Origin of the sequence: Flagellimonas baculiformis (genome assembly GCF_033441575.1) — a bacterium.
Classification (GTDB): Bacteria; Bacteroidota; Bacteroidia; order Flavobacteriales; family Flavobacteriaceae; genus Flagellimonas; species Flagellimonas baculiformis.
This window is the reverse complement of the sequence record NZ_JAUZVW010000012.1, coordinates 31,869-53,973: the sequence shown is the minus strand read 5'-3', so window position 1 is coordinate 53,973 and position 22,105 is coordinate 31,869. Positions and strand designations below refer to the sequence as shown.

The window sequence follows — 22,105 nt, the reverse complement described above, 5'->3', positions numbered from 1 at the left end:
TTTTTCGATCACTTCTGCCTTTTCTTATGGTTATTGTTGGGCTAAGTAGGCCGAGGCGTTGCATGTATCCTTCGGCCCAATCCAACTCTACTTATATACGGTCCAAGATCCTCCCAAATCACTTTTTCTTGAAAAAAAGTTTCGGGAACAGTTCCTCTGGTTCCTTGTTACTAAAATTAAGCAAGATCGTGGACTTAAGAAAACCGATTCCGTACCCATAAAATTGGGTCAATGCGGCATAAAGGGCCAAAAAGGCCACTTTAACGTCCCTGTTTTTGACCCATGCATCGAGAAACAAAACCAAAAAGTAAAAAATATAGAGCGCCAAGGGGAGCCACATCCCGAAAAAAGAAATGACCAAGGACAGACAAAGGCCCAGCATAAAAAGTGTAGGGAACCAATAGGTGGGCCTTGCGGTGCCCGGGTGCCATTTGTTGAGAATGGGGCGCACCATTCCAAATTTGTTCACTTGGATATAAAACTTGTCCCAATCGATACGCCTTTTATGATACACGAAGGCGTTGGGGAACAATCGGGAATCGAAACCTGCCTTCCAAATACGGAACGTGAGGTCTGGATCCTCCCCTGGGTGTATGCGGCCAAAACCGCCCACTTTGGCAAAGGCTTCCGCAGAAATCCCCATATTGAAGCTACGTGGCTGGAATTTTCCCACTGCTTTTTTTCCTCCGCGGATCCCTCCAGTGGTAAAAAAGGAGGTCATCACATAATTGATTGCTTTTTGTACCGTGGTGAATGATCGGTCCGCAGCGTCCGGCCCACCAAAACAGTGCACAAACTCCCTTTTGAGTTCCTTGTCCACTTCGGTAAGGTATTGTTGGGGAAGGATACAATCGGAATCCAGAATGATGAAATAATTCCCCTTGGCCTTTTGCATGCCAAAGTTCCTGGAATCGCCGGGGCCTGAATTGGATTTATAGTAGTAGGAAATATGGAGCTTGTCCTGAAACCCTTCCACTACCATTTCCGAACTTTCCGAAGAGCCATCTTCAACGATCACTACTTCAAAATCTTCCTTAAAATCCTGTTTCCGAAGGCTTTCCAAAAGCTCCCGGATTTCATCTGGCCTGTTGTACACTGGCACCACTATGGAGAAAAAGGTGTTCATGTGAAATAGAAAAGCCATCCCTAAAAAGGATGGCTTCCCGTATTATGTATGTTGCTTATTTGTTGAACTCATCGATTACCTCTTGGCTTACCCCGGTATTGGAGAACCCACCGTCGTGGAAGAGGTTCTGCATGGTCACTTTTTTGGTGAGGTCCGAGAACAAGCTCACGGTGTAGTTGGCGCAGTCGTCGGCCGTGGCATTGCCCAAGGGGGACATTTTCTCGGCATAGTTGATGAACCCGCCGAACCCTTTTACACCTTGTCCGGCCGTAGTCGGGGTCGGAGATTGGGAAATGGTGTTCACACGAACCTTCTTCTCCTTTCCGAAGAAATAGCCGAAACTTCTGGCCACGGATTCCAAATAGGCCTTGTTATCGGCCATATCGTTGTAATCTGGAAAGGTCCTTTGTGCCGCCATATAGGTGAGGGCCACAATGCTGCCCCACTCGCTCATGGCATCGGCCTTATATAAGGTCTGCAGTACCTTGTGGAAGGATAGTGCGGACACATCCCAGCCCTTGGCGGTGAAATCGTAGTTCTCGTCCGTGTAGGCCCGTCCCTTTCTTACATTGACGGACATTCCTATGGAATGAAGGACAAAATCGAGCTTGCCGCCCAAAACTTCCATGGATTGCTCCACCAGGTTCTTCAGGTCTTCTTCATTGGTGGCATCTGCAGGAATGATCTCTGAATTGGTCTTTGCGGCCAGTTCCTTTATCTGCCCCATACGCATGGCAATGGGTGCGTTGGTGAGCACAAACGTGCCTCCTTCTTCATGTACTCGTTCCGCTGTTTTCCATGCAATGGAATTTTCATCCAATGCTCCAAAAATGATTCCTCTCTTACCTTTTAAAAGATTGTATGCCATATGTTCTTTCAATTGTTGATTGTAGGACAAAGATATTTATTCTGATCCACTATTGCCCCATAAAAGAGCAAAAGACCGTTGGGCTGTTGGAGAATAGAAAAAAGAATAGAGAAAAAAGACCCATAACTACTGCAACAGTTCCCTTGCGTGGGCCAATGCGGACTCAGATATGCTCTTGCCACCCAACATTTCCGCAAGTTCCCGCACCCGTTCTTCCACGCTCAACTGTTTGATGTGGGTGCTCGTACCCTGCTCGCTCTCCTCCTTATATACCTTGAACTGGTACTGTCCCTTGGAGGCCACTTGGGGCAAATGGGTAATGGAAAACACTTGCATGTTCTGGCTCATTTGCTGCATGATCTCGCCCATGCGGTTGGAGATCTCCCCGGAAACCCCGGTATCGATCTCATCGAACATCAAGGTGGGCAAATGTTCGTAAGTGGCCAATATCGATTTAATGGTCAGCATGATGCGGGAAAGTTCCCCGCCCGATGCTACTTTCTTCAACTCTCCGTAACTGGAACCTTTATTGGCTGAAAACAAGAATTCGAGATCGTCTTTTCCATTGGTTTTGAAGGTATTGGAGAGGTTTATCTCGATCTTAAAAGTAGCTGATGGCATTCCCAAGGACGCCAGGTTTTCCTGAAGTACCTGCTTCAGTTGGGGAACAACGCCCTTTCTGGCCTTGTGTATGTTTTGGGCCCATGATTCCACTTGCTGGGTAATCCGGTCCACTTCGCCTTTCTTTTCCGCTATTTTTGATTCAATATTGGCAACAGCTTCCACTTTTAGGGCCAATTCATCACGTATGACGATCAATTCAGCCACTGTGGCCACATGATGTTTTTTCTGAAGGTCGTACAGGAGTTGCAACTGACCGTTCACGACTTCCAATCGTGCGGGATCGGCCTCTACGGTATCTTTCAGTTGTTCTATTTCCGAAGCAATGTCGTCGGTTTCTATCAAGACGGATTCAATCCGTTCGCCAAGTGATCTGTATGAAGGACCAAACTCGGTCAAGGCTTGAAAGGCACGTCTCAGATCGGCCAATCGGCCCAAAATGCCCAATTGTTCATCGTTCAGCAGTTGATGTCCCGCAGAAAGCTGCTCCATGATCTGCTCCACATTGCTCAACTGCTCATATTCCGTTTCCAACTCCTCCTGCATGCCTTCTTTCAACCTGGCATCTTCCAGTTCCTTGAGCAAAAAACTGTTGTATTCGTGCTCCTTGTCCGCATTGGACTGGAACGTTTCCAACTCTTTCAGTTCTTTGGCGGCCTTCTTCAATAGTTGCAATTGCGCTCCATATTCCTTTAGATTGTCGGCATTTCCGGCGAGGGCATCCACCACCTTCATTTGAAAGTCGTTCTCCGTGAGCCTCATCGTCTGGTGCTGGGAATGCACATCTACCAATTGGTCGCCCAAAGCCTTCAACACATCCAAAGTGACAGGAGTGTCGTTCACAAAAGCCCTGGATTTGCCACTTGGCAGGATTTCCCTGCGGAGAATGGTCACATTTTCGTAATCCAGGTCATTTTCCTTGAAAAACTGTTGGAGTTGGTATTTTGAAAGGTCAAACTCAGCCTCAATGACACATTTTTGCTCCTCGTTCTTGAGGGACGTGAGATCGGCACGCTTGCCCAGCACCAAGGAAAGACCTCCCAACAAGATGGACTTTCCTGCGCCGGTTTCCCCTGTGATGGTGGTAAAACCTTTGGGGAACGCAACGTTCACATCGTCTATCAACGCATAATTTTGGATGGAAAGATTTGTCAGCAATTCTGAAGATTTTATCCGTAAATATAAATCTCTTTATAGAACTGCACTAGTATTTTATCTCATTCCAAGTGTTGGAATAGAATGGCGCCACTTTGTTCAGGGTTTCTTTCAGTTTAACGATATCCACCGTAGGACCATCGGAAAAGATGTTCTGGATCTCCTCGGATTTAGCATCAAAAAAGGTCTGGATCAAAAAGGCATTGGGCCTTCGTTGCACCAAGGTCTCGAAAAGCCGAAGGCTTCCGGCAACGATTTGCTTGCCTGTGCTGTTGTTGTCCGCCAAAATGTCCAATCCCTTCCTGTGGTAGTTGTACATGGCTATACGGTATTCCCTAAACGAATTGCTGAGCAGGTTGTCCACCAATTCAAAGCGGGTACGTTGTCCTGTTTCTTGGCTCCAACCGCTATAACTTGAACTCTGGGCCTGGGTAACGATGTTCTGTGCCCTTCGGTAAAATTCGTCCCCACCCTCCAGGGAAAACGTATCGGCATCCAATCCCAAAACCAGATATACATAATAGGATATGACGGCAACCAGATTGGAATCGAAAGAATTGGGATTATAAACCAAGGGCTGGAATTCCTGGTACTGAAAATTGAAGGCATCGTCCTTATAATTGAACACAGGGCTTTCGTAGGAGGTGTTGAACACCGGTCTTGACGACTGTATCTGTATGTTGGCCTCAAAACGGTCCGATTCGTATTGGGTCACCGTGATGAACATCCGTGCATTCACCCGTTCGTTCTCGCGATACACCCTATTGGTCCATTTGGTCTTGTTCACGAAATCGTTCAGCGAACGTTCCAGGGTCTTGAAAATCTGCTGATTGGTCTGTCCTACCTGATCGGAATTGACCGTGACCACACAATTGAGTTCTTGTGCGGAGAGCGACAATGAAATGAAAAGTAAAAAAAGGGACAACAGTGTCTTACGCATGGATCCTGGAGATGATTTCTTCCCAAATGTCCGAGGCCACTTCGGGCTTCGTCTTCAATCCAAACGTTTTTATGTCCAAATTCTTATCAATGAAGGTAATTTTATTGGTCCCTGCCCCAAATCCTGCTCCGTCTTCCTTCAACGAATTCAGGACGATACCGTCCAGATTCTTGCGTTTCAGTTTGCCTTTTGCATTCTCCAGTTCATTTTCAGTCTCCAGGGCAAAGCCCACCAAAAACTGGTGTTTTTTTGCTTCTCCAAGGGACAGGAGGATATCGGGGTTTCGCTCCAACTCGATCTGCATGTCGCCATCCTTCTTCTTGATCTTTTCCGTTGCCACATGCTTGGGTCGATAGTCGGCGACCGCCGCTGCGCAGATGGCCACGTCCACGGTCTTGTAGTGCTTGTGGCAGGCATCGTACATTTCCTGTGCAGATGTGACCCTGATCAATTCAACGGAGCTATGTTCCAAGTTCAAATAAGTGGGGCCGGACACCAAAATCACCTTTGCACCAAGGTCTGCGGCCTTTTTGGCCAATTCAAAGCCCATGGTACCCGATGAATGGTTGCCCAAAAAACGGACGGGATCTATGGCTTCGTAGGTCGGTCCTGCTGTGATCAACACTTTCTTGCCACTCAACGGCAATCCTTTGGCCAAATCTGCCTCTATAAAGCTGATGATGTTTTCGGGTTCCGCCATGCGCCCCTCGCCATGTAGGCCACTGGCCAATTCCCCTGACTCAGCAGGAATGAGGACATTGCCAAAAGACTCCAATTTTTCGATGGAGGTCTTGGTGGATGGATGCTTGTACATATCCAAATCCATGGCGGGTGCAAAATACACGGGGCATTTTGCGGAAAGATAAGTGGCTAGAAGTAAATTGTCGCAGGTTCCATTGGCCATTTTGGAAAGTGTGTTGGCCGTCGCTGGGGCAATGATCATGATATCTGCCCAAAGGCCCAGTTCCACATGGTTGTTCCAAGAAATGCTCCCTTCCTCTTCATGGACAAAATCCAACAGTACGGGATTTTTGGACAAAGTGGACAGTGTGAGGGGGGAAACAAAAGAGCTGGCACTCTGGGTCATCACTATTTTGACCTGGGCACCAGCTTTGATCAGTAACCTAACCAGAAATGTGGTCTTGTACGCGGCAATTCCCCCGGAAATACCCAAAAGGATGTTCTTACCGCCAAGCATTTCTTAGGCGTCTTTCTCTGTGTTCCTGTAATAGATTTTGTCTTCCAACCACTCCTGTATGGCCAAGGCATGCGGTTTAGGCAGCTTTTCGTAGAACTTGGACACCTCGATCTGTTCCTTGTTCTCGAAAACCTCTTCCAAACTGTCGCTATAGGTGGCAAACTCTTCCAATTTTTCCAACAACTCCTTTTTGATGTCGGAATTGATCTGGATAGCACGCTTGGATGCTATGGAAATGGCTTCATAAATGTTGCCGGTCTTGGCATCGAACTCGTTCCTGTTAAGGGTAGCAGTGGAAACCGGAGCTTTTGTATTCTTCAAATCTTGCATAATGTGTGCAGCTTTAAACTTTTTATTTTGAAACGGTGGCGGTATAGGCGCTCAATTCCTTTTTGATGGTTTCGGCAAGGTCGTCCGCCTCGTCCTTGAACTTGCTTTCAGGAAAATAGCGCATTAGGTTGTTATATGATGCAAGGGCGTCTTCCAAACGCTCCTTTTTCTTGTCCTCGGTACTGTTCATCGCCAAGTTGGTGGTCGCCTCGATACGGTAGTACAAAGCTTCCTCCCTGTAAATGGAGCCTGGATTGTCTGAAATGAAATTGTCCAGGGCGGTGATGGCCGAAATCAGAATGGGATAGTTGAACTTGCCCAACTTGTTGAACTGCTTGGCGATCTCAATCTCTTTTTTCTCCTTTTTGGTGGTCAGTTCGGTGGCCATGGAGTTGGCCTCTTCAAAATATTCCGACTCTGGGTAAGTGTTGATGAATGTCTGGAGTTTGGACAGTGCCTTGTCCGTATCCGTTTGGTCCAATGAATAGCGGGGCGAAAGCATGTAATAGCTCTTGGCTCCCAAGAAACTGGCCTCTTGGATCTTTTCGCTTCTGGGATAGGATTTCACAAAACGTTCGAACTGGTATCCAGCAAGATAGTAATCCTCCGTTTTAAAATATGAATCGGCGAAGAAGAACATGACCCGTTCCCCTTGTGGCTTTCCTACATATTGGGGAGCGATCTGTTCGAACAACCTCACCGCTCTCTTGTAATCCCCTTCATTGTACAGTTTTTCGGCCATATCGTATTTGGCCTTTGCATCCGTGTTCTTCAGTACTTTTTGGTACTCGCTACAGGATGAAAGGAAAACCATTGCACAGCAAAGAAGGAGAAGTGACCTCATTTTCAAAAACATTTTGCAAAATTAGTGATAATGAACGGATTTAAAAAAAGATTTTACCGTCCAAAAGTAAGGGTATGGAGGCCACCCCCCAAGAACAATGGGAATATTTAACGAATTTTAAACACGGGCCGCGTCCATCGACTTCAAAAAGGCCTGGATCTTGCCCTTCAATGAGGGACTTGCCTCCACCAGTGGCAACTTGACCACCGCATTGGAAAGGCCCAAGTTTTCCAGTATACTTTTGATTCCGGCGGGATTCCCTTCCTCAAAGATAAGTGACATCAATGGCAAAAGTTTGTGGTGGATCCGATAAGCTTCCGTGGCATTCCCCTGAATGCCCAAATTCATCATTTTGGAGAATTGGGAAGGCAGTCCTTGTCCCAAGACGGATATTATGCCTGCCCCACCTGCCAACACGGTCGGCAGCGCCGTGAAATCATCCCCAGAGATAACCAGGAAATCCTTGGGTTTGCCCGATATGATTTTGTCTATCTGTACCATATCGCCACAGGCTTCTTTAATGCCTATGATATTGGAAAAATCGTGCGCGAGGCGCAATGTGGTTTCAGGAAGCATGTTGCTCCCGGTCCTTGAAGGCACGTTGTATAAAATTATAGGCTTGGGCGATGCTTCGGCTATGGCCTTGAAATGTTGATATATACCCTCTTGGGTAGGTTTGTTGTAGTAGGGAGAAACGGAAAGGATGGCATCGAATTCTGTCAGATCCAAAGATTTCAATTCCTCCACAAGAGCTTGTGTGTGATTTCCGCCAACGCCCAATACCAAAGGTAACCTTCCTGCATTGGTGCGTACCACCACATCCATGACCAATTGCTTGTCGGCCTTGGAAAGTGTGGCGGATTCGCCAGTGGTGCCGAGCACCACCAGATAATCTACACCTCCTTGGATGTTATGCTCCACTATACGCTGCAGTGCATTGGCATCCACGGATGAGTCTTCCCTGAACGGAGTGACCAAAGCGACTCCTGTACCGATCAATTGTTCCATTTATATTTCGTTTAAAACCTTTAAATATTTTTTCAGTTCCGTCTTGAACAATTTAAAATCGTCCAAGGGCGTGTACAAGATCAAATCGTTGATCTTTTGGTCCTGGGGCCCCAACCCGACCTTCAAACGTGCCTGTGTCTTCACGGACAGCAGCTTCATCATCAGGTTGTCCTCTTCATAATAATTGATGAGCATATCGTATTCCCTGCCCAAAAACTCCAGTACATATCCGTTCTCTATCTGCCCTTTCCACCCTAGGTCCTTATCCGAGAACATTTGGATGGAATAGGGGGAATTCTTGTCATATTCCCTTTTGTACCCCACAATTTTGATGGCGTTGGGGCGCAGCGAAAATTCATCGATCAATTCGTAAAAGAGCTCGGCCTTTTGGAAACGGTCCACATCCACTATACAGCCAACACTGGTAATCCCCTTTTCCCGGTCAACGGGCAAGGAAGGTTTTTCCATTTCTTCCTTTAAATATTTGAGCCCAGATTTAACCTTAAATTTGTCTTGGAGTCCCTTTATGAACATATTTTTGTGCATTTTTACAAAGGTAAATAATCTACCAAGACGACTTAACAAAGATAAGCACGTGATTGATTTAAAATTTAAACAAATTGTTGTATTTATAACTATTTGTTTTTTATTCTCCTGTAAAAATACTACCGGCGAACTCGCAGAAATCCAAGGAAAGCAGATACCCATTGATGCTTCCATCAAAGGGGTCGACTCCATTTCAGAGTTTATCTCCCCTTACAGAAATCACATAAACGAAGTATTGGACAGCACCTTGGCCTATGCCCCAAAACCATTTTTATTGGATGATGGCAAACGGAACACTTCCATGGGCAATCTGATGGCCGACATTGTTTTTGCCGAAACGGCACCCATTTTCAAGAGCAGAATGGGAAAAGATCTGGATTTTGTGGTGCTCAATTACGGTGGTGTGCGCTCCATCATTTCCGCAGGCAATGTGAGTGCGCGGAATGCGTACGAGGTGATGCCCTTTGAAAATTATATCGTGGTGGTGGAACTGGATGGTTCCGCAGTGAGAAAGCTCATTGACTTTTTGGCCAAGGCCACCCGAAGACATCCCATTTCGGGAATACAGATCGTGGTGGACAAAAACAGTGGTCTGGAGTCCGTGGACATCCAAGGGGAACCTTTTGATGAGTCGCGCAACTACTACGTCGCCACTTCCGATTATTTGGTGCAGGGCGGTCCGAGCATCGGCTTTTTCAATGAAATGATATCCGTTACAGATACCGATTACCTATTGCGCAATGCCATCATTGACCATTTCAGAAAAGTGGACACCTTGAAGGCCGTGGTGGACGATCGTTTTATACAACTGGATAAATAAAATGTAAAGAGTTCTTAAGTTACAGGGTTACCAGTTATTCGGTAAATAGTTCGCTTCAATAACTCAATGGTCCATAACCCAATAACTCTTATAAAAATGATATTCATAAAAAGTGAAGTCATACACTTAAGTGTATAGTTTCCACAACACATGTGATCAATGAAAAGAAGGGATTTTTTAACGAACACCGCCGCTGCCTCTACCCTCATAGGTCTCGGGGGATTAGGGATGAATTCTTGCTCCCATTTGGGCCAAAAGCACATTACCATTTTGCACACCAACGATGTGCACAGCCACATAGATCCATTCCCTGCCTCCCACTCGGAGTTTGCCAATTTGGGCGGAATTGCCAAACGGGCCACTTTGGTGGAGCAGATACGAAACGAGAATCCGAACACCCTGCTCTTTGATGCCGGGGACATTTTCCAAGGGACGCCTTATTTCAATTTTTATGGAGGTGAACTGGAGTTCAAGTTGATGAGCAAATTGAAGTATGACGCATCGGCCATCGGCAACCATGATTTTGATAACGGCATTGATGGACTTTTGGCCCAAATGCCCCATGCCTCCTTTGAGCTCCTCTGCGCCAACTACGATTTCACCAACACGGTGATGAACGGGTATGTGAAGCCCTATAAAACCTACTTGGTGGACGGTGTCAAAATTGGGGTGTATGGACTTGGCATCGAACTGGACGGTCTGGTGACCAAAAAGTTGTATAAAGAAACTGTGTATCTGAATCCGTACGAGATCGCTCTGGACACGGAGCGGAAATTAAAAGAAGAGGAAAACTGTAATCTGATCATCTGCCTTTCGCATTTGGGGTATGATTACGACAATCCTGAAAGGCCCATGGACACCCAACTGGCCCAACTCACCCATTACACCGATTTGATCATTGGCGGGCACACCCATACCTTTCTTCAAAAACCGGATGTGCGGACCAACCAAAAAGGGAATAGCGTTTTAGTGAACCAAGTGGGCTGTTACGGCATCAATTTGGGACGCATCGATTTCTATTTTAATCCCGATAAAAATGCCTCTGCCGAAGGAGTGAGCATTGTGGTTTGATGTGATGGGAGAAGTTTCAGGTTTCAGGTTTCAGGCCAAAGTTCAAATTCAAGTTCAAGAGCAAAAGAACCAAGCACCAAATCACAAATTACAGTTTGCAGGAAGCAGTTGGCAGTAGCAGAACAACCAAAGTCTATTTTCTATTGTCTATGTTCTTTGGTCTTTTTGACACTAATTTCACGAATTGCACCAATCTCACAAATGCGCCACCTGTCATTTCGAGCATGCCTTTGTCGGCAGACAGGCGCAGTCGAGAAACCTTAAACAACCTACTCACAAATTCCAATAAACAGTAAGCGGCTTTGCAGTTGGCAGTAGCAGAATAACCAAAGTCCATTTTCTATTGTCTATGTTCTTTCGTCTCTTCGGACTTCGGACTTCGGACATCAGACTACTTCTCAAAGATGCGCCTCCACCAAAACCTTGAGTTCTTCATCCAAGCCATACTCCGGAAAAGGACGGCCCGCTTGTCGGTACCAATAACCGGCGTTCCACTTGTCCCCTTCCCAGCGATGTAGGTACGCATGTATCCAACTCCCCATGGAAGTGTGGATATCCTGTGCAATATCGTGCGAGGCATCCCAATCCTCCTTGGCAGCAAACCAAAGGGACCGTAAGGAATCCGGCCAATCCTTGGGCGGAGCACTCAAATCCAGGCTTTCCTGAAAGGCTTCGTAGGTTTTAGGTCTCATGCTTGCAGTTTTTGTAAAAATTCCTGTTCAGATATGATAGGCACTCCCAGACTTTCCGCTTTGGTCTTTTTGCTGGGCCCCATATTATCCCCCGCCACCACAAAACTGGTTTTGGAAGATATGGAGGAGGCCACTTTGCCCCCATTATCCTCGATCATCTTTTTCAATTCGTCCCTGCTGACGGTCTCAAAAACTCCTGATACCACAAAAATCTGTCCTTTCAGCTTATCCGTTTGGTTCTCCAGTTGTTCTTCCGACAAGGAGAATTGCAATCCGTAGGATTTCAAGCGATCAATGATCTCCAAATTGGTAGGTTCGGAGAAAAACTTGACCACACTTTCCGCGATGCGCTCCCCAATTTCATCCACGGCCACCAGTTCTTCTTGGGATGCGGCCATCAAGGCATCGATGTTCTTATAGGCCTTGACCAGTTTTTTGGCCACGGTTTCCCCCACGTATCGAATACCCAGGGCAAAAAGCACCCGTTCAAAAGGTATGGATTTGGATGCAGCCACGCCATTGACCAAATTTTCTGCGGATTTATCCGCCATACGTTCCAAAGGAACGACCTGTTCCTTGGTCAAGGTGTAAAGGTCTGCATAGTTAGCGATCAACCCTTGTTTGAAGAGCAGTTCCACCGTTTCACTTCCCATGCCCTCAATATCCATGGCCTTGCGGGAAATAAAATGCTGGATGCGCCCCGTGATCTGGGTGGGGCACCCCGTATCATTCGGACAGAAATGTTGGGCCTCCCCTTCCTTTCGAATCAATTCGGTGCCACATTCCGGGCAGTGGGTAATATATTCGGTCGGTTTGGAATCTACAGGTCGCTTGGTAAAATCTACTGCTATGATCTTGGGGATGATTTCCCCTCCCTTTTCCACAAAAACGGTATCGCCCACCCGAACATCCAACTTGGCAATCTGATCGGCATTGTGCAAGGAAGCGCGTTTCACCGTGGTACCAGCCAACAGAACAGGTTGAAGGTTTGCTACAGGTGTTATGGCACCGGTCCTTCCCACTTGATAGGTAATCTCCTTGAGCACCGTAGAGGCCTGTTCCGCCTGAAATTTGTAGGCCATGGCCCATCGGGGGGATTTGGCGGTATAGCCCAACTCTTCCTGCTGCTGTATGCTGTTCACCTTGACCACTACCCCATCCGTTTCGTAGGGCAAGTGGTGCCGATTGGTGTCCCAATGTTCCACGAACTGCATTACCTCGGCGGTGGATTTGCAGAGCTTTGCCACTGTTGGGACCTTAAAACCCCATGAACGGGCCTTTTCCAAAATCTCAAATTGGGAAGATATGCCCAGATTGCTGCCTGCAATACTGTAGAGCAGGCATTCCAAAGGACGTTGGGCCACAAGAGCGCTGTCCTGCAATTTCAAACTGCCGGAAGCTGTGTTCCTTGGGTTCATATAAGGATCTTCCCCTGCCTCTATGCGTTCCTGGTTCATTTTGGCAAATCCTTCGAGAGTCAAAATAATCTCTCCCCGGATATCAAATTTGGGCGGATAGTCCCCTTTCAATTGCAAAGGGACCGATCGTATCGTCTTAATGTTGGTGGTCACATCATCTCCCTGAAAACCATCGCCCCGAGTGACCGCCCTTACCAGTTTTCCCTCCTCGTAGGTCAGGCTGATGGAGGCCCCATCATACTTCAGCTCGCAGGTAAACTCGACCTCTGCATCGCCCAAAATACGCTGGATGCGCTTTTCCCAATCCTCAAGATCCTCTTTGGAATACGAATTGTCCAAGGAATACATCCGATGCTCATGCACCACGGTCTCGAAGTTCTTGGTGACCATGCCCCCTACCCGGATGGTGGGCGAAGCGGGGTCGTAAAATTCCGGATGCGCTGCTTCCAATTGCTGAAGCTCTTTGAGCTTCATGTCAAATTCATAATCGGTGATGGAGGGCTGGTCCAGCACATAGTATTTGTAATTGTGCTCGTTGAGTTCTTCCCGAAGGGCGATTATTTTTTGTTGGATGTCCATTTATTTTTGTGCTTTTAGCATTCGATCATTGCCGAAGATGTCCTTTCGCAGTTCAATTTCCGAAAAATTATGGGCTTTCAAAAGTGCCTTTGTCTCCTCACCCAGATACTGGTTGATTTCCAGATAGAGACTTCCCCTTTCTTTCAGATGGGTTTCACTAAACTGGGCAATGGCCCTATAAAAAACAAGTGGGTCCCCATCGGACACAAAAAGTGCCAAAGATGGTTCATGGTCTTTGACGTTGTTCTTCATTTCCTCCTTTTCCAATTCCCTGACGTAGGGCGGATTGGATACGATAATGTCAAGTTCAAGCTCAAGTTCAAGTTCAAGTTCAGCAGCAAGAATGTCGTTTTTCAGGAATGTGATGTCCACTTGGTTCAACCTTGCATTTTCCCGGGCCACTTCGAGTGCCTTTTCCGAAACATCGAGGGCATATACTTTTGCATGGGGCAAGTGTTTAGCAAGTGCAATGGCAATGCAACCACTTCCGGTACCGATATCCAAAATTCGCAAAGAACGGTCATTGAGCGTAGTCGAAATGACGCTTCGACTCCGCTCAGCGTCCAGATTCTTCTTTTTTGTTTGATAATCTTCCAAAATCCACTGCGCCAACTCCTCGGTTTCTGGCCTGGGAATCAGTACGGATTCATTCACTTGAAGTTCCAGGTCCATAAAATGGGCCGTTCCCAGAATGTATTGTAGGGGCCGTTCCTGTTTCAACTGGGACAATGCCTCGAACAACGGCTGCTCCTCTTCCTTGGTCAAAGCAAGTTCGGGTTGGATGGCCAAAACAAATCGCTCTAATTTCAGGTAATGCTCAATGCACCTGTAAAAAAAGGAATCGATTTCTTCCTTGGGATAGGTCTTCCCCAATTCGTTATGAAAAATGTTCTTGATCTCCTTGAGCAGCATTACAACTTTTTAAGCATCCAAACGGGACAGGAATAATGCCCTGTGTTCCCCAATGGCGCATCAATATATTCAAAACCATTTTTCTTGTAGAGTTTTTGGGCGGCCTCCATATAGGGCATGGTTTCCAGATAGCATTCATCAAACCCATACTCTTTGGCCCTTTGCAAGCATATTTGTATCATTTCCGAACCGATGCCCTTGCCCCTGGCCTCTTCCAGAAAATACATCTTTTGCAGCTCGCAAACGTTGCCCTCATAGTTCTGCAATTGGGCAATCCCCGCACAGCCGATGATGTTTCCCTCGTGCTCCACCACAAAATAGGTTGCCCTCGGCACGTCATATTCTTTATACATATCGTCCAAGGCCTTGTCCGCGTAGGCAGTGCCCACTTTTGGGACACCCATGTCCTCCAAGACCTTGCGGATCACCTTGGCCACTTGTTCGTTATCTTCGGGCTTGATTTCCCGAATTTTTGCATTTCCCATAATGCCGTTTAATATGCTATTTTTGCTGGGTGAATATACACCAAAAATATATCCTCCGTTGCATGGAACTGGGCAAAAAGGGACTGGGAACCACCGCCCCCAACCCCATGGTGGGATGCGTGATCGTGCATGATGGAAAAATCATTGGGGAAGGCTTTACCAGTCCTTATGGTGGGCCACATGCGGAGGTAAATGCCATCAACTCCATCAAGGACAAAAGTGTGCTTTCCCAAGCTTCGCTCTATGTGACCCTCGAACCTTGTTCGCATTATGGAAAAACACCTCCTTGTGCCGATTTGATCACAAAGCACAACATTCCAAAAGTATTCATCGGGCTGACGGACCCCCATGACAAGGTGGCCGGAAAGGGCATCCAAAAACTGGAGGAAGCAGGCTGCAAAGTGACCGTCGGCATATTGGAAAAGGAATGCAGGGAGCATCACAAACGATTTCTGACGTATCAGGAAAAGAAAAGGTCCTACATCATCCTTAAATGGGCCGAGACGCAAGATGGGTTTATGGCCCCCGATAACACCAAAAGGGAGGACAAACCTGAACCCTATTGGATCACAAACCCCTATTCCAGACAGTTGGTGCACCAATGGCGAAGCGAGGAACAGGCCATTTTGATAGGGACCAACACCGTTTTGGAGGACAATCCGAAATTAAACACCCGGGATTGGGTGGGCAAAAACCCGATCCGAATCGTTTTGGACAAAAATCTAAGGATAGGTCCAGATTTCCATGTGCTGGACAGGTCCGTGAAGACCATAGTCCTCACCCAACAAACGGACGCTACAAAATATATTGATGGAGTTGCCTATGAAGTCTTGGATTTCAACAAGCCTTTGGGCCAGCAGATGTGCGATGCGCTCCACAAACAGTCCATCAGCAGTGTTATTGTGGAAGGAGGCACAAAAACCCTTCAAACTTTTATCGATGAAGGACTTTGGGACGAAGCCCGGATATTCACGGGAGCCATTCGTTTTGGCAATGGGATTGCCGCCCCAAAATTAAAAGCAGCCCTTCAACATAGGGAAACCATCTTGTCCGACATTTTATCCATCTATACCCAATGATCAAAAACATCATCTTCGATTTTGGCGATGTGCTCATCAATCTGGACAAACCGGCAACGGCAATGGCCATGATGAAATACGGTTTTCAGGGCATCACTCCCGCCTTGGACACCTTGTTCAAGGACTATGAAAAAGGAATGATGGATTCCCCCAGCTTTCTCGGCGAGGTGTCCGGCCTTTTCCCAGATGCGGGCATGGAGCATTTGACCAGCGCTTGGAATGCCATTTTATTGGATTTTCCAGAGCATCGCTTGGAGTTTTTGGAAAATCTTGCGCAAGAAAAGGAATACCGTCTGTTCCTATTGAGCAATACCAACCACTTGCATATGGAATGTGTGAGGGAGCAAATGGGCATGGAGCGGTTCAATAGGTTCAAAAATGCATTTGAGGTATTTTATCTGTCCTACGAAATGGGCATGCGGAAACCTGACACCGAAATCTTTGAATTTGTGCTGGAAGAAAACAATTTGACGGCTACGGAGACCCTTTTTGTGGACGATGTGAAGGAAAATACGGATGCCGCTGCGCTTTTGGGCATTCATGTATGGAACCTGCAAGTGGGCCAAGAGGACATCACCCAACTAAAATCTTACCTATAAATGATAGACCTGGCCCTTAGCGTTCTCAGCTCCACTCTGATTTTCGTCGCCTTCAAGCTGTTCGGTGTTTATAAGGTACAGACCCTCTATGCCATCATCACCAACTATGTGGTGGCCTGCTTGGTGGGCCTGTTCTTGTACGAAGGAAATGTAGACGTGGCGCAATTGGCCAGTACGTCATGGTATTGGGGACCCATCGCGCTTGGCGTACTGTTTATCACCATCTTCAACTTGATGGCAAAGTCCACACAGGTTTCCGGGGTAACGGTGACCTCGGTGGCCACAAAAATGTCGCTGGTAATTCCAGTAGTGGTCGGAGTCCTTATATATAAGGAAGAACTGTCCCTGCTCCAAATCATTGGAATCGTGCTCGCCCTGTTGGCCGTTTATCTGTCTTCCCAAAAGGAAAAGGGCATTACCATCAACCGAAGGGAACTCCTGCTGCCGCTATTGGTGTTTTTGGGTTCGGGTATTATTGATGCCAGCATCAAATATTTTGAGGAAGAACACCTGACCGACCCAGAGATTCCCATTTTTTCTTCCTTGGTGTTTGGTTGTGCCGCCCTGACCGGATTGGTGTTCATCGGCATCAAGTCCTTCAAGACGCCATTGAGGGTCAACTTCAAAAACATCCTTGGCGGGATTGCGCTTGGGGTACCCAATTACTTTTCCATTTTCTTTTTGATACGGGCCCTTCGCTCGGACATGCTCAACAGTGCTGCGGTCTTCACGCTGAACAATGTGGCTATCGTAATGCTTTCTACCATTCTCGGCATCCTACTGTTCAAGGAGCGATTGAGGCCTAAAAACTGGGGAGGTGTGGCTTTGGCGATTCTCAGTATAATATTGGTAGCTTTGTTCTGATGGAAAAGGATGATGCGTATAAAACCATTGAAAGACCCTCCCCTGAAATTTTATATAAGGATAAAAAGAGTAAGTTCTTTGCGTCGGTGTTTCCCATTACTTCCGAAGATGAGGTAAAACCGATCGTGGAAGAACTCCGCAAGAAATACCACACGGCCAACCATGTCTGCTACGCATGGCAATTGGGCGAGAAAGAACGTTCCTACCGCGCCAATGATGACGGAGAACCCAACAATTCGGCGGGCATGCCCATTTATGGGCAAATACAGTCCTTTGATGTGACCAACGTGCTGGTCACGGTGACCCGGATATTCGGTGGTACCAAATTAGGGGTCGGCGGATTGATACAAGCCTACAAAACCGCGGCGCAAATGGCCTTGGAGAATGCAGAAATTGTGGAACGGGTCATACAGGACCGGCTCCAGCTCCGTTTTGGCTATCCGGAAATGGACAAGGTGATGCGAGCCATCAAGCAAAAGAACCTCGACATGGTCTCCCAAAAAATGGACATGGATTGTCAATTGATCTTATCGGTCCGACTAAGTGAAACAGAACAGGTATTCCAACTTTTCGATGAAATGCAGGGGGTGGATGTGTCTATTATTTAATAGAACCAAGAACGCTTCGCTTTAAGACATAAGAATAAAGACCCATTTTGGTTTCAGGTTAAAGGTTTCAAGTTCGAGGTTATTGCAAACTGCATACTGTTATTGATGTTCGATGCACGGTGCTCGATGTCTGAAGTCAGTTATCGGGAGTAGAAATGGGTTTCTGGTTTCTTGGCCCCTGACTCCTGCATCTTCATTTGACACGAGTGATACGAATTGACTCGAATCTATTTTGAACTTGGTCTTGCCTGCCTATCGATGAGGTAAGAACTTGTTGTTTGTCCATTCCAGTCCTGTTTCTTGGTTCTTGAACTTGATTCTTGAGCTTGTCTCTTGTCTCTTGTCTCAAAAAAAATCAATCCTCCAGCTTTTCCAGGATATAATCGGGGCATTTGATGGGCTTGCCTGTATTCTTGTCCATAAAGGCCAAAACGGTATGGCCCGTGGCCAACAACTCCCCTGATTCGTTGAAAACCCTGTAATCAAACTCTATCTTGACGAGCGGCCGGCTTTTCAGGCTGGTCTCCACAGTAAGGAGATCGTCGTAGAGCGCAGATTTTTTGTAATCGATGTGCAAGGATATTACGGGCAACATCACACCGTTGTCTTCCATACTTTTATAGGTGATGCCCAAGGCCCGGAGCCACTCCACTCTCCCCATCTCCAAGTATTGTGCATAATTCCCATGATAGACCACTCCCATTTGGTCGGTTTCTGCATAACGGACACGAAAAGAATGTGAATTTAACTGCATACTTTAACTTAAAAATTATATATTTAAAGTCTTGGTTAAGTTGCAAGCAACATGCGAAAAAAAAACAGAACATTCAATGACAAATTGATTTTTTTTTTAAAAGAATTGTTCACATATTTGTCGCATCCAAAGGCGTCTAAGATACCCATAGATGCTGCATCAAAAGTGTTATAGCTAACCAACAAAAACAAGGAAAAACTTCTATGAGTGTCACTGCTAATTCCGTATGGAACAACTGTTTGGCTTTTATCCAGGATAACATCCAACCGCAGGCATTCAAGACTTGGTTCGAGCCCATCAAGCCTATCAAATTAACAGACAAGGCACTCAGCATTCAAGTTCCCAGCAAGTTTTTTTACGAGTGGTTGGAAGAGCATTACGTGAAGCTTTTGAAGGTGGCCCTGACCCGCGAACTGGGAAGCAGTGCCAAGCTCATTTACATCATAAAAATGGAGAACAAGTACGGGAACAAGGAACCGTTCACGGAGCAGATTCCGAGTTCCAACCGTACCGCGGTCGCGCCCCAAGAATTGGACGTGCCGATCACCTCCAAAAGTCCCGAACTCAAGAACCCGTTTGTCATACCCGGCATCCGGAACATCAAGATAGAGTCCCAACTCAATCCCAATTATAATTTCGACAATTTCCTGGAAGGAGATTCCAACCGTTTGGCACGATCGGCAGGTATGGCCGTGGCCAACAAACCGGGAGGCACTTCCTTCAACCCATTGCTCGTCTTTGGAGGGGTCGGATTGGGAAAGACGCACTTGGCCCATGCCATTGGTGTGGAGATCAAGGACAAATACCCAGAAAAGACGGTGCTCTACATCTCTGCGGAGAAGTTCACCCAACAATATATTGAATCTGTAAAAAAGAACACCCGGAACGATTTCATCCATTTTTACCAGTTGATCGATGTACTCATCATAGATGACGTGCAGTTCCTATCGGGTAAATCTGGAACCCAGGATGTGTTCTTCCACATATTCAACCACTTGCACCAAAACGGCAAGCAGGTGATCCTGACCTCGGACAAGGCTCCCGTGGACATGCAGGACATTGAGCAACGGTTGCTTTCCCGTTTCAAATGGGGACTGTCCGCCGAGCTGCAAAGCCCAGATTACGAAACCAGGGTCTCCATTCTAAAGAACAAACTGTACAGAGACGGTGTAGAGATGCCCGATGACATCATAGACCATGTGGCCCGCAACATCAAGACCAATATCCGAGAGCTGGAAGGTGCCATCATTTCCTTGATTGCCCAATCTTCCTTCAACAAGCGTGAGGTTACTTTGGAACTGGCCCAACAAGTAGTGGAAAAGTTCGTCAAGAACACCAAGCGCGAGGTTTCCATTGATTATATCCAGAAAGTGGTCTCCGATTACTTCGAAATGGATGTGGCCACCCTACAGTCCAAGACCCGGAAACGGCACATTGTGCAGGCTCGACAACTGGCCATGTTCTTTGCCAAGAAATTTACGAAGGCCTCCTTGGCCAGCATCGGCTCCCAAATCGGGAAAAGAGACCACGCCACAGTGCTCCATGCCTGCAAAACTGTGGACAACCTGGCCGAAACCGACAAGCAGTTCCGAAAGTACATCGACGACCTGAACAAAAAGTTCAGCTAGGAACCAATCCCCTTTTTTATGAAAACCAAAGTCTTGATGGTCTGCTTGGGCAATATTTGCAGATCACCCTTGGCCGAAGGTATTTTGGCATCCAAAGTGGACCCGGACCATGTCTTTGTGGATTCTGCTGGAACTGGGGATTACCACATAGGAAAACCGCCCGACCGAAGATCTATCGCAGTGGCCCGAAAATATGGATTGGACATCAGTCACCAAAGGTGCCGACAATTTTCCAAAGCGGATTTTGCAGCGTTCGACCTAATCTACGTGATGGACCGAAGCAATTTTTCCAATGTGGCCAATTTAGCCTCCACAATGGAAGAAGCCCAAAAGGTAAAACTGTTGCTGGAAGAGGCCCCACTGGGCATTTCCGAAGTTCCGGACCCTTATTATGGCGGGGCCGATGGGTTTGAGGATGTATACCAAATGATTGATAGGGCTTGCGAGGCTATTGCCAAAAAACTAAATTGAACCCATGGAAGAGAACAAACCTGGTCTGGTCGTGGGCAAAGTCTATTTGATTCCCACAACACTCGGAGACAACGCCCCCTTGGAAGTGATGCCCATCTCCATTAAGGGCACCATTGAACGTATTGACCATTATATTGTGGAAAACGAGAAAACGGCGAGACGTTTCATCAAAAGGGTGAGCCCTAGCAAACCTCAGCCCAATCTCATCATCCAGACCCTGAACAAATACACCAACCCAGAAGAGATCCCCTCCTACTTAGACCCCTGCATACACGGACATGATATTGGCCTGTTGTCTGAAGCCGGCTGTCCGGGCATAGCCGATCCCGGTGCCGATGTGGTCCGGGTCGCCCATCAAAAAAGGATTCAGGTGGTCCCATTGGTGGGCCCCTCCTCCATTCTGATGGCCATGATGTCCAGCGGCATGAACGGACAAAATTTTGCCTTCAATGGGTATTTACCCATAGACAATGCCGAGCGGAAGACCATGGTAAAAAACTTGGAAAAACTGTCCCGTGAAAAAGGGCAGTCACAGATTTTCATGGAAACCCCTTATCGGAACAACAAACTATTGAAGGAGCTACTACGGATCCTCCAAAAAACGACCCGTCTTTGCATTGCAAGCGACATCACACTGCCCACGGAGTTCATCCAGACCAAAAGCGTGCACGAGTGGGGAGAGATTGAACTGGACCTGGACAAAAGGCCCACCATCTATATCATCCAGGCATAAAAAAACCCGGAACTGGTCCGGGTCTTTTATTCTTTTCCTTGGTCGTTCTTAGACCTTGGCGTTTTTTTTCTGCTCAATGTTGGAAATGTCATATCCCGCAAACTTTTTCATGTAGTAGGAGATACTGCTTCCATAAGCGTCCGTCACATCTTCCTGTCCATAGGACCGTAGGTATTTCTTGACGTTTCCAGCCCCGGCCAAATGCGCCGCAGCCAAAATTCCTGATTCAGTCACTTGCACACCGGCGATTTTTTTTCCGTTGAATCGCTTGATATCCCTTCGTAAAATCCATTTGTTACGCGCAATGTTGGCCGCAAATGCCTTTTCCTGCAATATGGGGTCGTCCAAAAAGGCATCCATGTCATAAATGCCCATAAGATTGAGGGTGCTGCCCCCAAATTGGTACTTCCCCAAATAACCCAATGAATTTACTACGTGATATCTGCCCTGGGACTCTTTGAAGGCGAGCGCCTCCTTGAAACCATTGTACGCCTTCCCAATAAAGGGGGGTACAACCTCTGTTTCACCCACGGACGAAATGGAATCCAGCGGTGCAAATTGTTCTAGACCTGTCTCTACCTTCAATGAATCGGGAACTGTATAGTCCGTTTTTTTCATCAAGGTATAGGAACCAAAACTTGTCAAAACTACGATCATGGCAAGATGTAGAACGAAACCTATCCATCTCTTCATAATGTTCATATTTGTGATCTTGATACTATATACGTATCAAAAATCAATTTGGCCGGCAAATAT

Annotated in this window: 24 protein-coding genes; 9 read left to right on the top strand and 15 right to left on the bottom strand. The window is 46.9% G+C overall.

Going from position 1 to position 22,105, the window contains the following annotated elements; translation table 11 throughout:
* Positions 1 to 118: 118 nt before the first annotated feature.
* The 9 genes from SD450_RS15625 to SD450_RS15585 form a co-directional block, all read right to left on the bottom strand.
* Entirely contained in the window at positions 119 to 1,126 is a 1,008-nt protein-coding gene (locus tag SD450_RS15625) for a glycosyltransferase (protein ID WP_318345463.1), read from the bottom strand.
* 55 nt (positions 1,127 to 1,181) lie between these two features.
* Positions 1,182 to 1,994, bottom strand: coding sequence for an enoyl-ACP reductase FabI (locus tag SD450_RS15620; protein WP_318345391.1), 813 nt, complete (start codon positions 1,992 to 1,994; stop codon positions 1,182 to 1,184).
* 126 nt (positions 1,995 to 2,120) lie between these two features.
* Positions 2,121 to 3,773 carry a DNA repair protein RecN gene (recN, locus tag SD450_RS15615; protein WP_318345390.1) on the bottom strand — a complete coding sequence of 551 codons (1,653 nt, stop codon included), beginning with the start codon at positions 3,771 to 3,773 and terminating at the stop codon, positions 2,121 to 2,123.
* A 46-nt stretch (positions 3,774 to 3,819) separates the two neighbouring features.
* A complete protein-coding gene (gene porD, locus SD450_RS15610) occupies positions 3,820 to 4,710 on the bottom strand; it encodes a type IX secretion system protein PorD (protein WP_318345389.1) in 891 nt (296 codons plus the stop codon).
* Positions 4,703 to 5,908 (bottom strand): bifunctional phosphopantothenoylcysteine decarboxylase/phosphopantothenate--cysteine ligase CoaBC, encoded by a 1,206-nt coding sequence (gene coaBC, locus SD450_RS15605; protein ID WP_318345388.1) that lies wholly within the window; start codon positions 5,906 to 5,908, stop codon positions 4,703 to 4,705. Before coaBC ends, porD begins: the two co-directional genes overlap by 8 nt.
* A 3-nt stretch (positions 5,909 to 5,911) precedes the next feature.
* Positions 5,912 to 6,238 carry a DNA-directed RNA polymerase subunit omega gene (locus SD450_RS15600; RefSeq protein ID WP_318345387.1) on the bottom strand — a complete coding sequence of 109 codons (327 nt, stop codon included), beginning with the start codon at positions 6,236 to 6,238 and terminating at the stop codon, positions 5,912 to 5,914.
* Positions 6,239 to 6,260: 22 nt separating this feature from the next.
* Positions 6,261 to 7,094: an outer membrane protein assembly factor BamD gene (locus SD450_RS15595; protein ID WP_318345386.1), complete on the bottom strand. Its 834-nt coding sequence runs from the start codon at positions 7,092 to 7,094 to the stop codon at positions 6,261 to 6,263.
* A gap of 105 nt (positions 7,095 to 7,199) precedes the next feature.
* Positions 7,200 to 8,090, bottom strand: coding sequence for a 4-hydroxy-tetrahydrodipicolinate synthase (gene dapA / locus SD450_RS15590; RefSeq protein ID WP_318345385.1), 891 nt, complete (start codon positions 8,088 to 8,090; stop codon positions 7,200 to 7,202).
* Positions 8,091 to 8,624, bottom strand: coding sequence for a DUF6913 domain-containing protein (locus tag SD450_RS15585; protein WP_318345384.1), 534 nt, complete (start codon positions 8,622 to 8,624; stop codon positions 8,091 to 8,093).
* A gap of 61 nt (positions 8,625 to 8,685) precedes the next feature.
* Here SD450_RS15585 and SD450_RS15580 point away from each other — a divergent pair, with 61 nt between their 5' ends.
* Both SD450_RS15580 and SD450_RS15575 read left to right on the top strand, forming a co-directional pair.
* Positions 8,686 to 9,456, top strand: coding sequence for a 5'-nucleotidase (locus SD450_RS15580; RefSeq protein ID WP_318345383.1), 771 nt, complete (start codon positions 8,686 to 8,688; stop codon positions 9,454 to 9,456).
* Between the two features lie 159 nt (positions 9,457 to 9,615).
* Positions 9,616 to 10,527 carry a metallophosphatase gene (locus tag SD450_RS15575; RefSeq protein WP_318345382.1) on the top strand — a complete coding sequence of 304 codons (912 nt, stop codon included), beginning with the start codon at positions 9,616 to 9,618 and terminating at the stop codon, positions 10,525 to 10,527.
* Between the two features lie 398 nt (positions 10,528 to 10,925).
* On the opposite strand, the gene SD450_RS15570 is transcribed toward SD450_RS15575, so the two are convergent.
* The 4 genes from SD450_RS15570 to SD450_RS15555 are packed head-to-tail and all read right to left on the bottom strand — an operon-like array spanning position 10,926 to position 14,613.
* Positions 10,926 to 11,219, bottom strand: coding sequence for a hypothetical protein (locus SD450_RS15570; protein WP_318345381.1), 294 nt, complete (start codon positions 11,217 to 11,219; stop codon positions 10,926 to 10,928).
* Positions 11,216 to 13,216 (bottom strand): NAD-dependent DNA ligase LigA, encoded by a 2,001-nt coding sequence (gene ligA / locus SD450_RS15565; RefSeq protein ID WP_318345380.1) that lies wholly within the window; start codon positions 13,214 to 13,216, stop codon positions 11,216 to 11,218. The genes SD450_RS15570 and ligA overlap by 4 nt, the downstream gene beginning before the upstream one ends.
* Complete coding sequence (gene prmC / locus SD450_RS15560) at positions 13,217 to 14,128, bottom strand: peptide chain release factor N(5)-glutamine methyltransferase (protein WP_318345379.1); 912 nt, start codon at positions 14,126 to 14,128, stop codon at positions 13,217 to 13,219.
* Positions 14,128 to 14,613, bottom strand: a complete 486-nt coding sequence (locus SD450_RS15555) for a GNAT family N-acetyltransferase (RefSeq protein ID WP_318345378.1) — start codon at positions 14,611 to 14,613, stop codon at positions 14,128 to 14,130. Before SD450_RS15555 ends, prmC begins: the two co-directional genes overlap by 1 nt.
* 29 nt (positions 14,614 to 14,642) lie before the next feature.
* Here SD450_RS15555 and ribD point away from each other — a divergent pair, with 29 nt between their 5' ends.
* The 4 genes from ribD to SD450_RS15535 are packed head-to-tail and all read left to right on the top strand — an operon-like array spanning position 14,643 to position 17,763.
* Positions 14,643 to 15,692, top strand: a complete 1,050-nt coding sequence (gene ribD, locus SD450_RS15550; RefSeq protein WP_318345377.1) for a bifunctional diaminohydroxyphosphoribosylaminopyrimidine deaminase/5-amino-6-(5-phosphoribosylamino)uracil reductase RibD — start codon at positions 14,643 to 14,645, stop codon at positions 15,690 to 15,692.
* Complete coding sequence (locus SD450_RS15545; RefSeq protein WP_318345376.1) at positions 15,689 to 16,291, top strand: HAD family hydrolase; 603 nt, start codon at positions 15,689 to 15,691, stop codon at positions 16,289 to 16,291. The genes ribD and SD450_RS15545 overlap by 4 nt, the downstream gene beginning before the upstream one ends.
* Entirely contained in the window at positions 16,292 to 17,155 is an 864-nt protein-coding gene (locus tag SD450_RS15540; RefSeq protein WP_318345375.1) for an EamA family transporter, read from the top strand. It begins immediately after the preceding gene.
* Entirely contained in the window at positions 17,155 to 17,763 is a 609-nt protein-coding gene (locus tag SD450_RS15535; RefSeq protein ID WP_318345374.1) for an IMPACT family protein, read from the top strand. The genes SD450_RS15540 and SD450_RS15535 overlap by 1 nt, the downstream gene beginning before the upstream one ends.
* Positions 17,764 to 18,118: 355 nt before the next feature.
* On the opposite strand, the gene SD450_RS15530 is transcribed toward SD450_RS15535, so the two are convergent.
* A complete protein-coding gene (locus SD450_RS15530) occupies positions 18,119 to 18,517 on the bottom strand; it encodes an acyl-CoA thioesterase (protein ID WP_318345373.1) in 399 nt (132 codons plus the stop codon).
* Between the two features lie 203 nt (positions 18,518 to 18,720).
* On the opposite strand from SD450_RS15530, the gene dnaA reads away from it, so the two are divergent.
* The 3 genes from dnaA to SD450_RS15515 are packed head-to-tail and all read left to right on the top strand — an operon-like array spanning position 18,721 to position 21,349.
* Entirely contained in the window at positions 18,721 to 20,145 is a 1,425-nt protein-coding gene (gene dnaA, locus SD450_RS15525) for a chromosomal replication initiator protein DnaA (RefSeq protein ID WP_072882584.1), read from the top strand.
* Positions 20,146 to 20,163: 18 nt separating this feature from the next.
* A complete protein-coding gene (locus SD450_RS15520) occupies positions 20,164 to 20,616 on the top strand; it encodes a low molecular weight protein-tyrosine-phosphatase (protein WP_318345372.1) in 453 nt (150 codons plus the stop codon).
* A 4-nt stretch (positions 20,617 to 20,620) separates the two neighbouring features.
* Positions 20,621 to 21,349 (top strand): SAM-dependent methyltransferase, encoded by a 729-nt coding sequence (locus tag SD450_RS15515; protein ID WP_318345371.1) that lies wholly within the window; start codon positions 20,621 to 20,623, stop codon positions 21,347 to 21,349.
* A 48-nt stretch (positions 21,350 to 21,397) separates the two neighbouring features.
* On the opposite strand, the gene SD450_RS15510 is transcribed toward SD450_RS15515, so the two are convergent.
* The gene (locus SD450_RS15510; RefSeq protein ID WP_318345370.1) at positions 21,398 to 22,042 is read right to left on the bottom strand and encodes a lysozyme family protein; all 645 of its coding nucleotides are present in this window, start codon (positions 22,040 to 22,042) and stop codon (positions 21,398 to 21,400) included.
* Between the last annotated feature and the right edge of the window lie 63 nt (positions 22,043 to 22,105).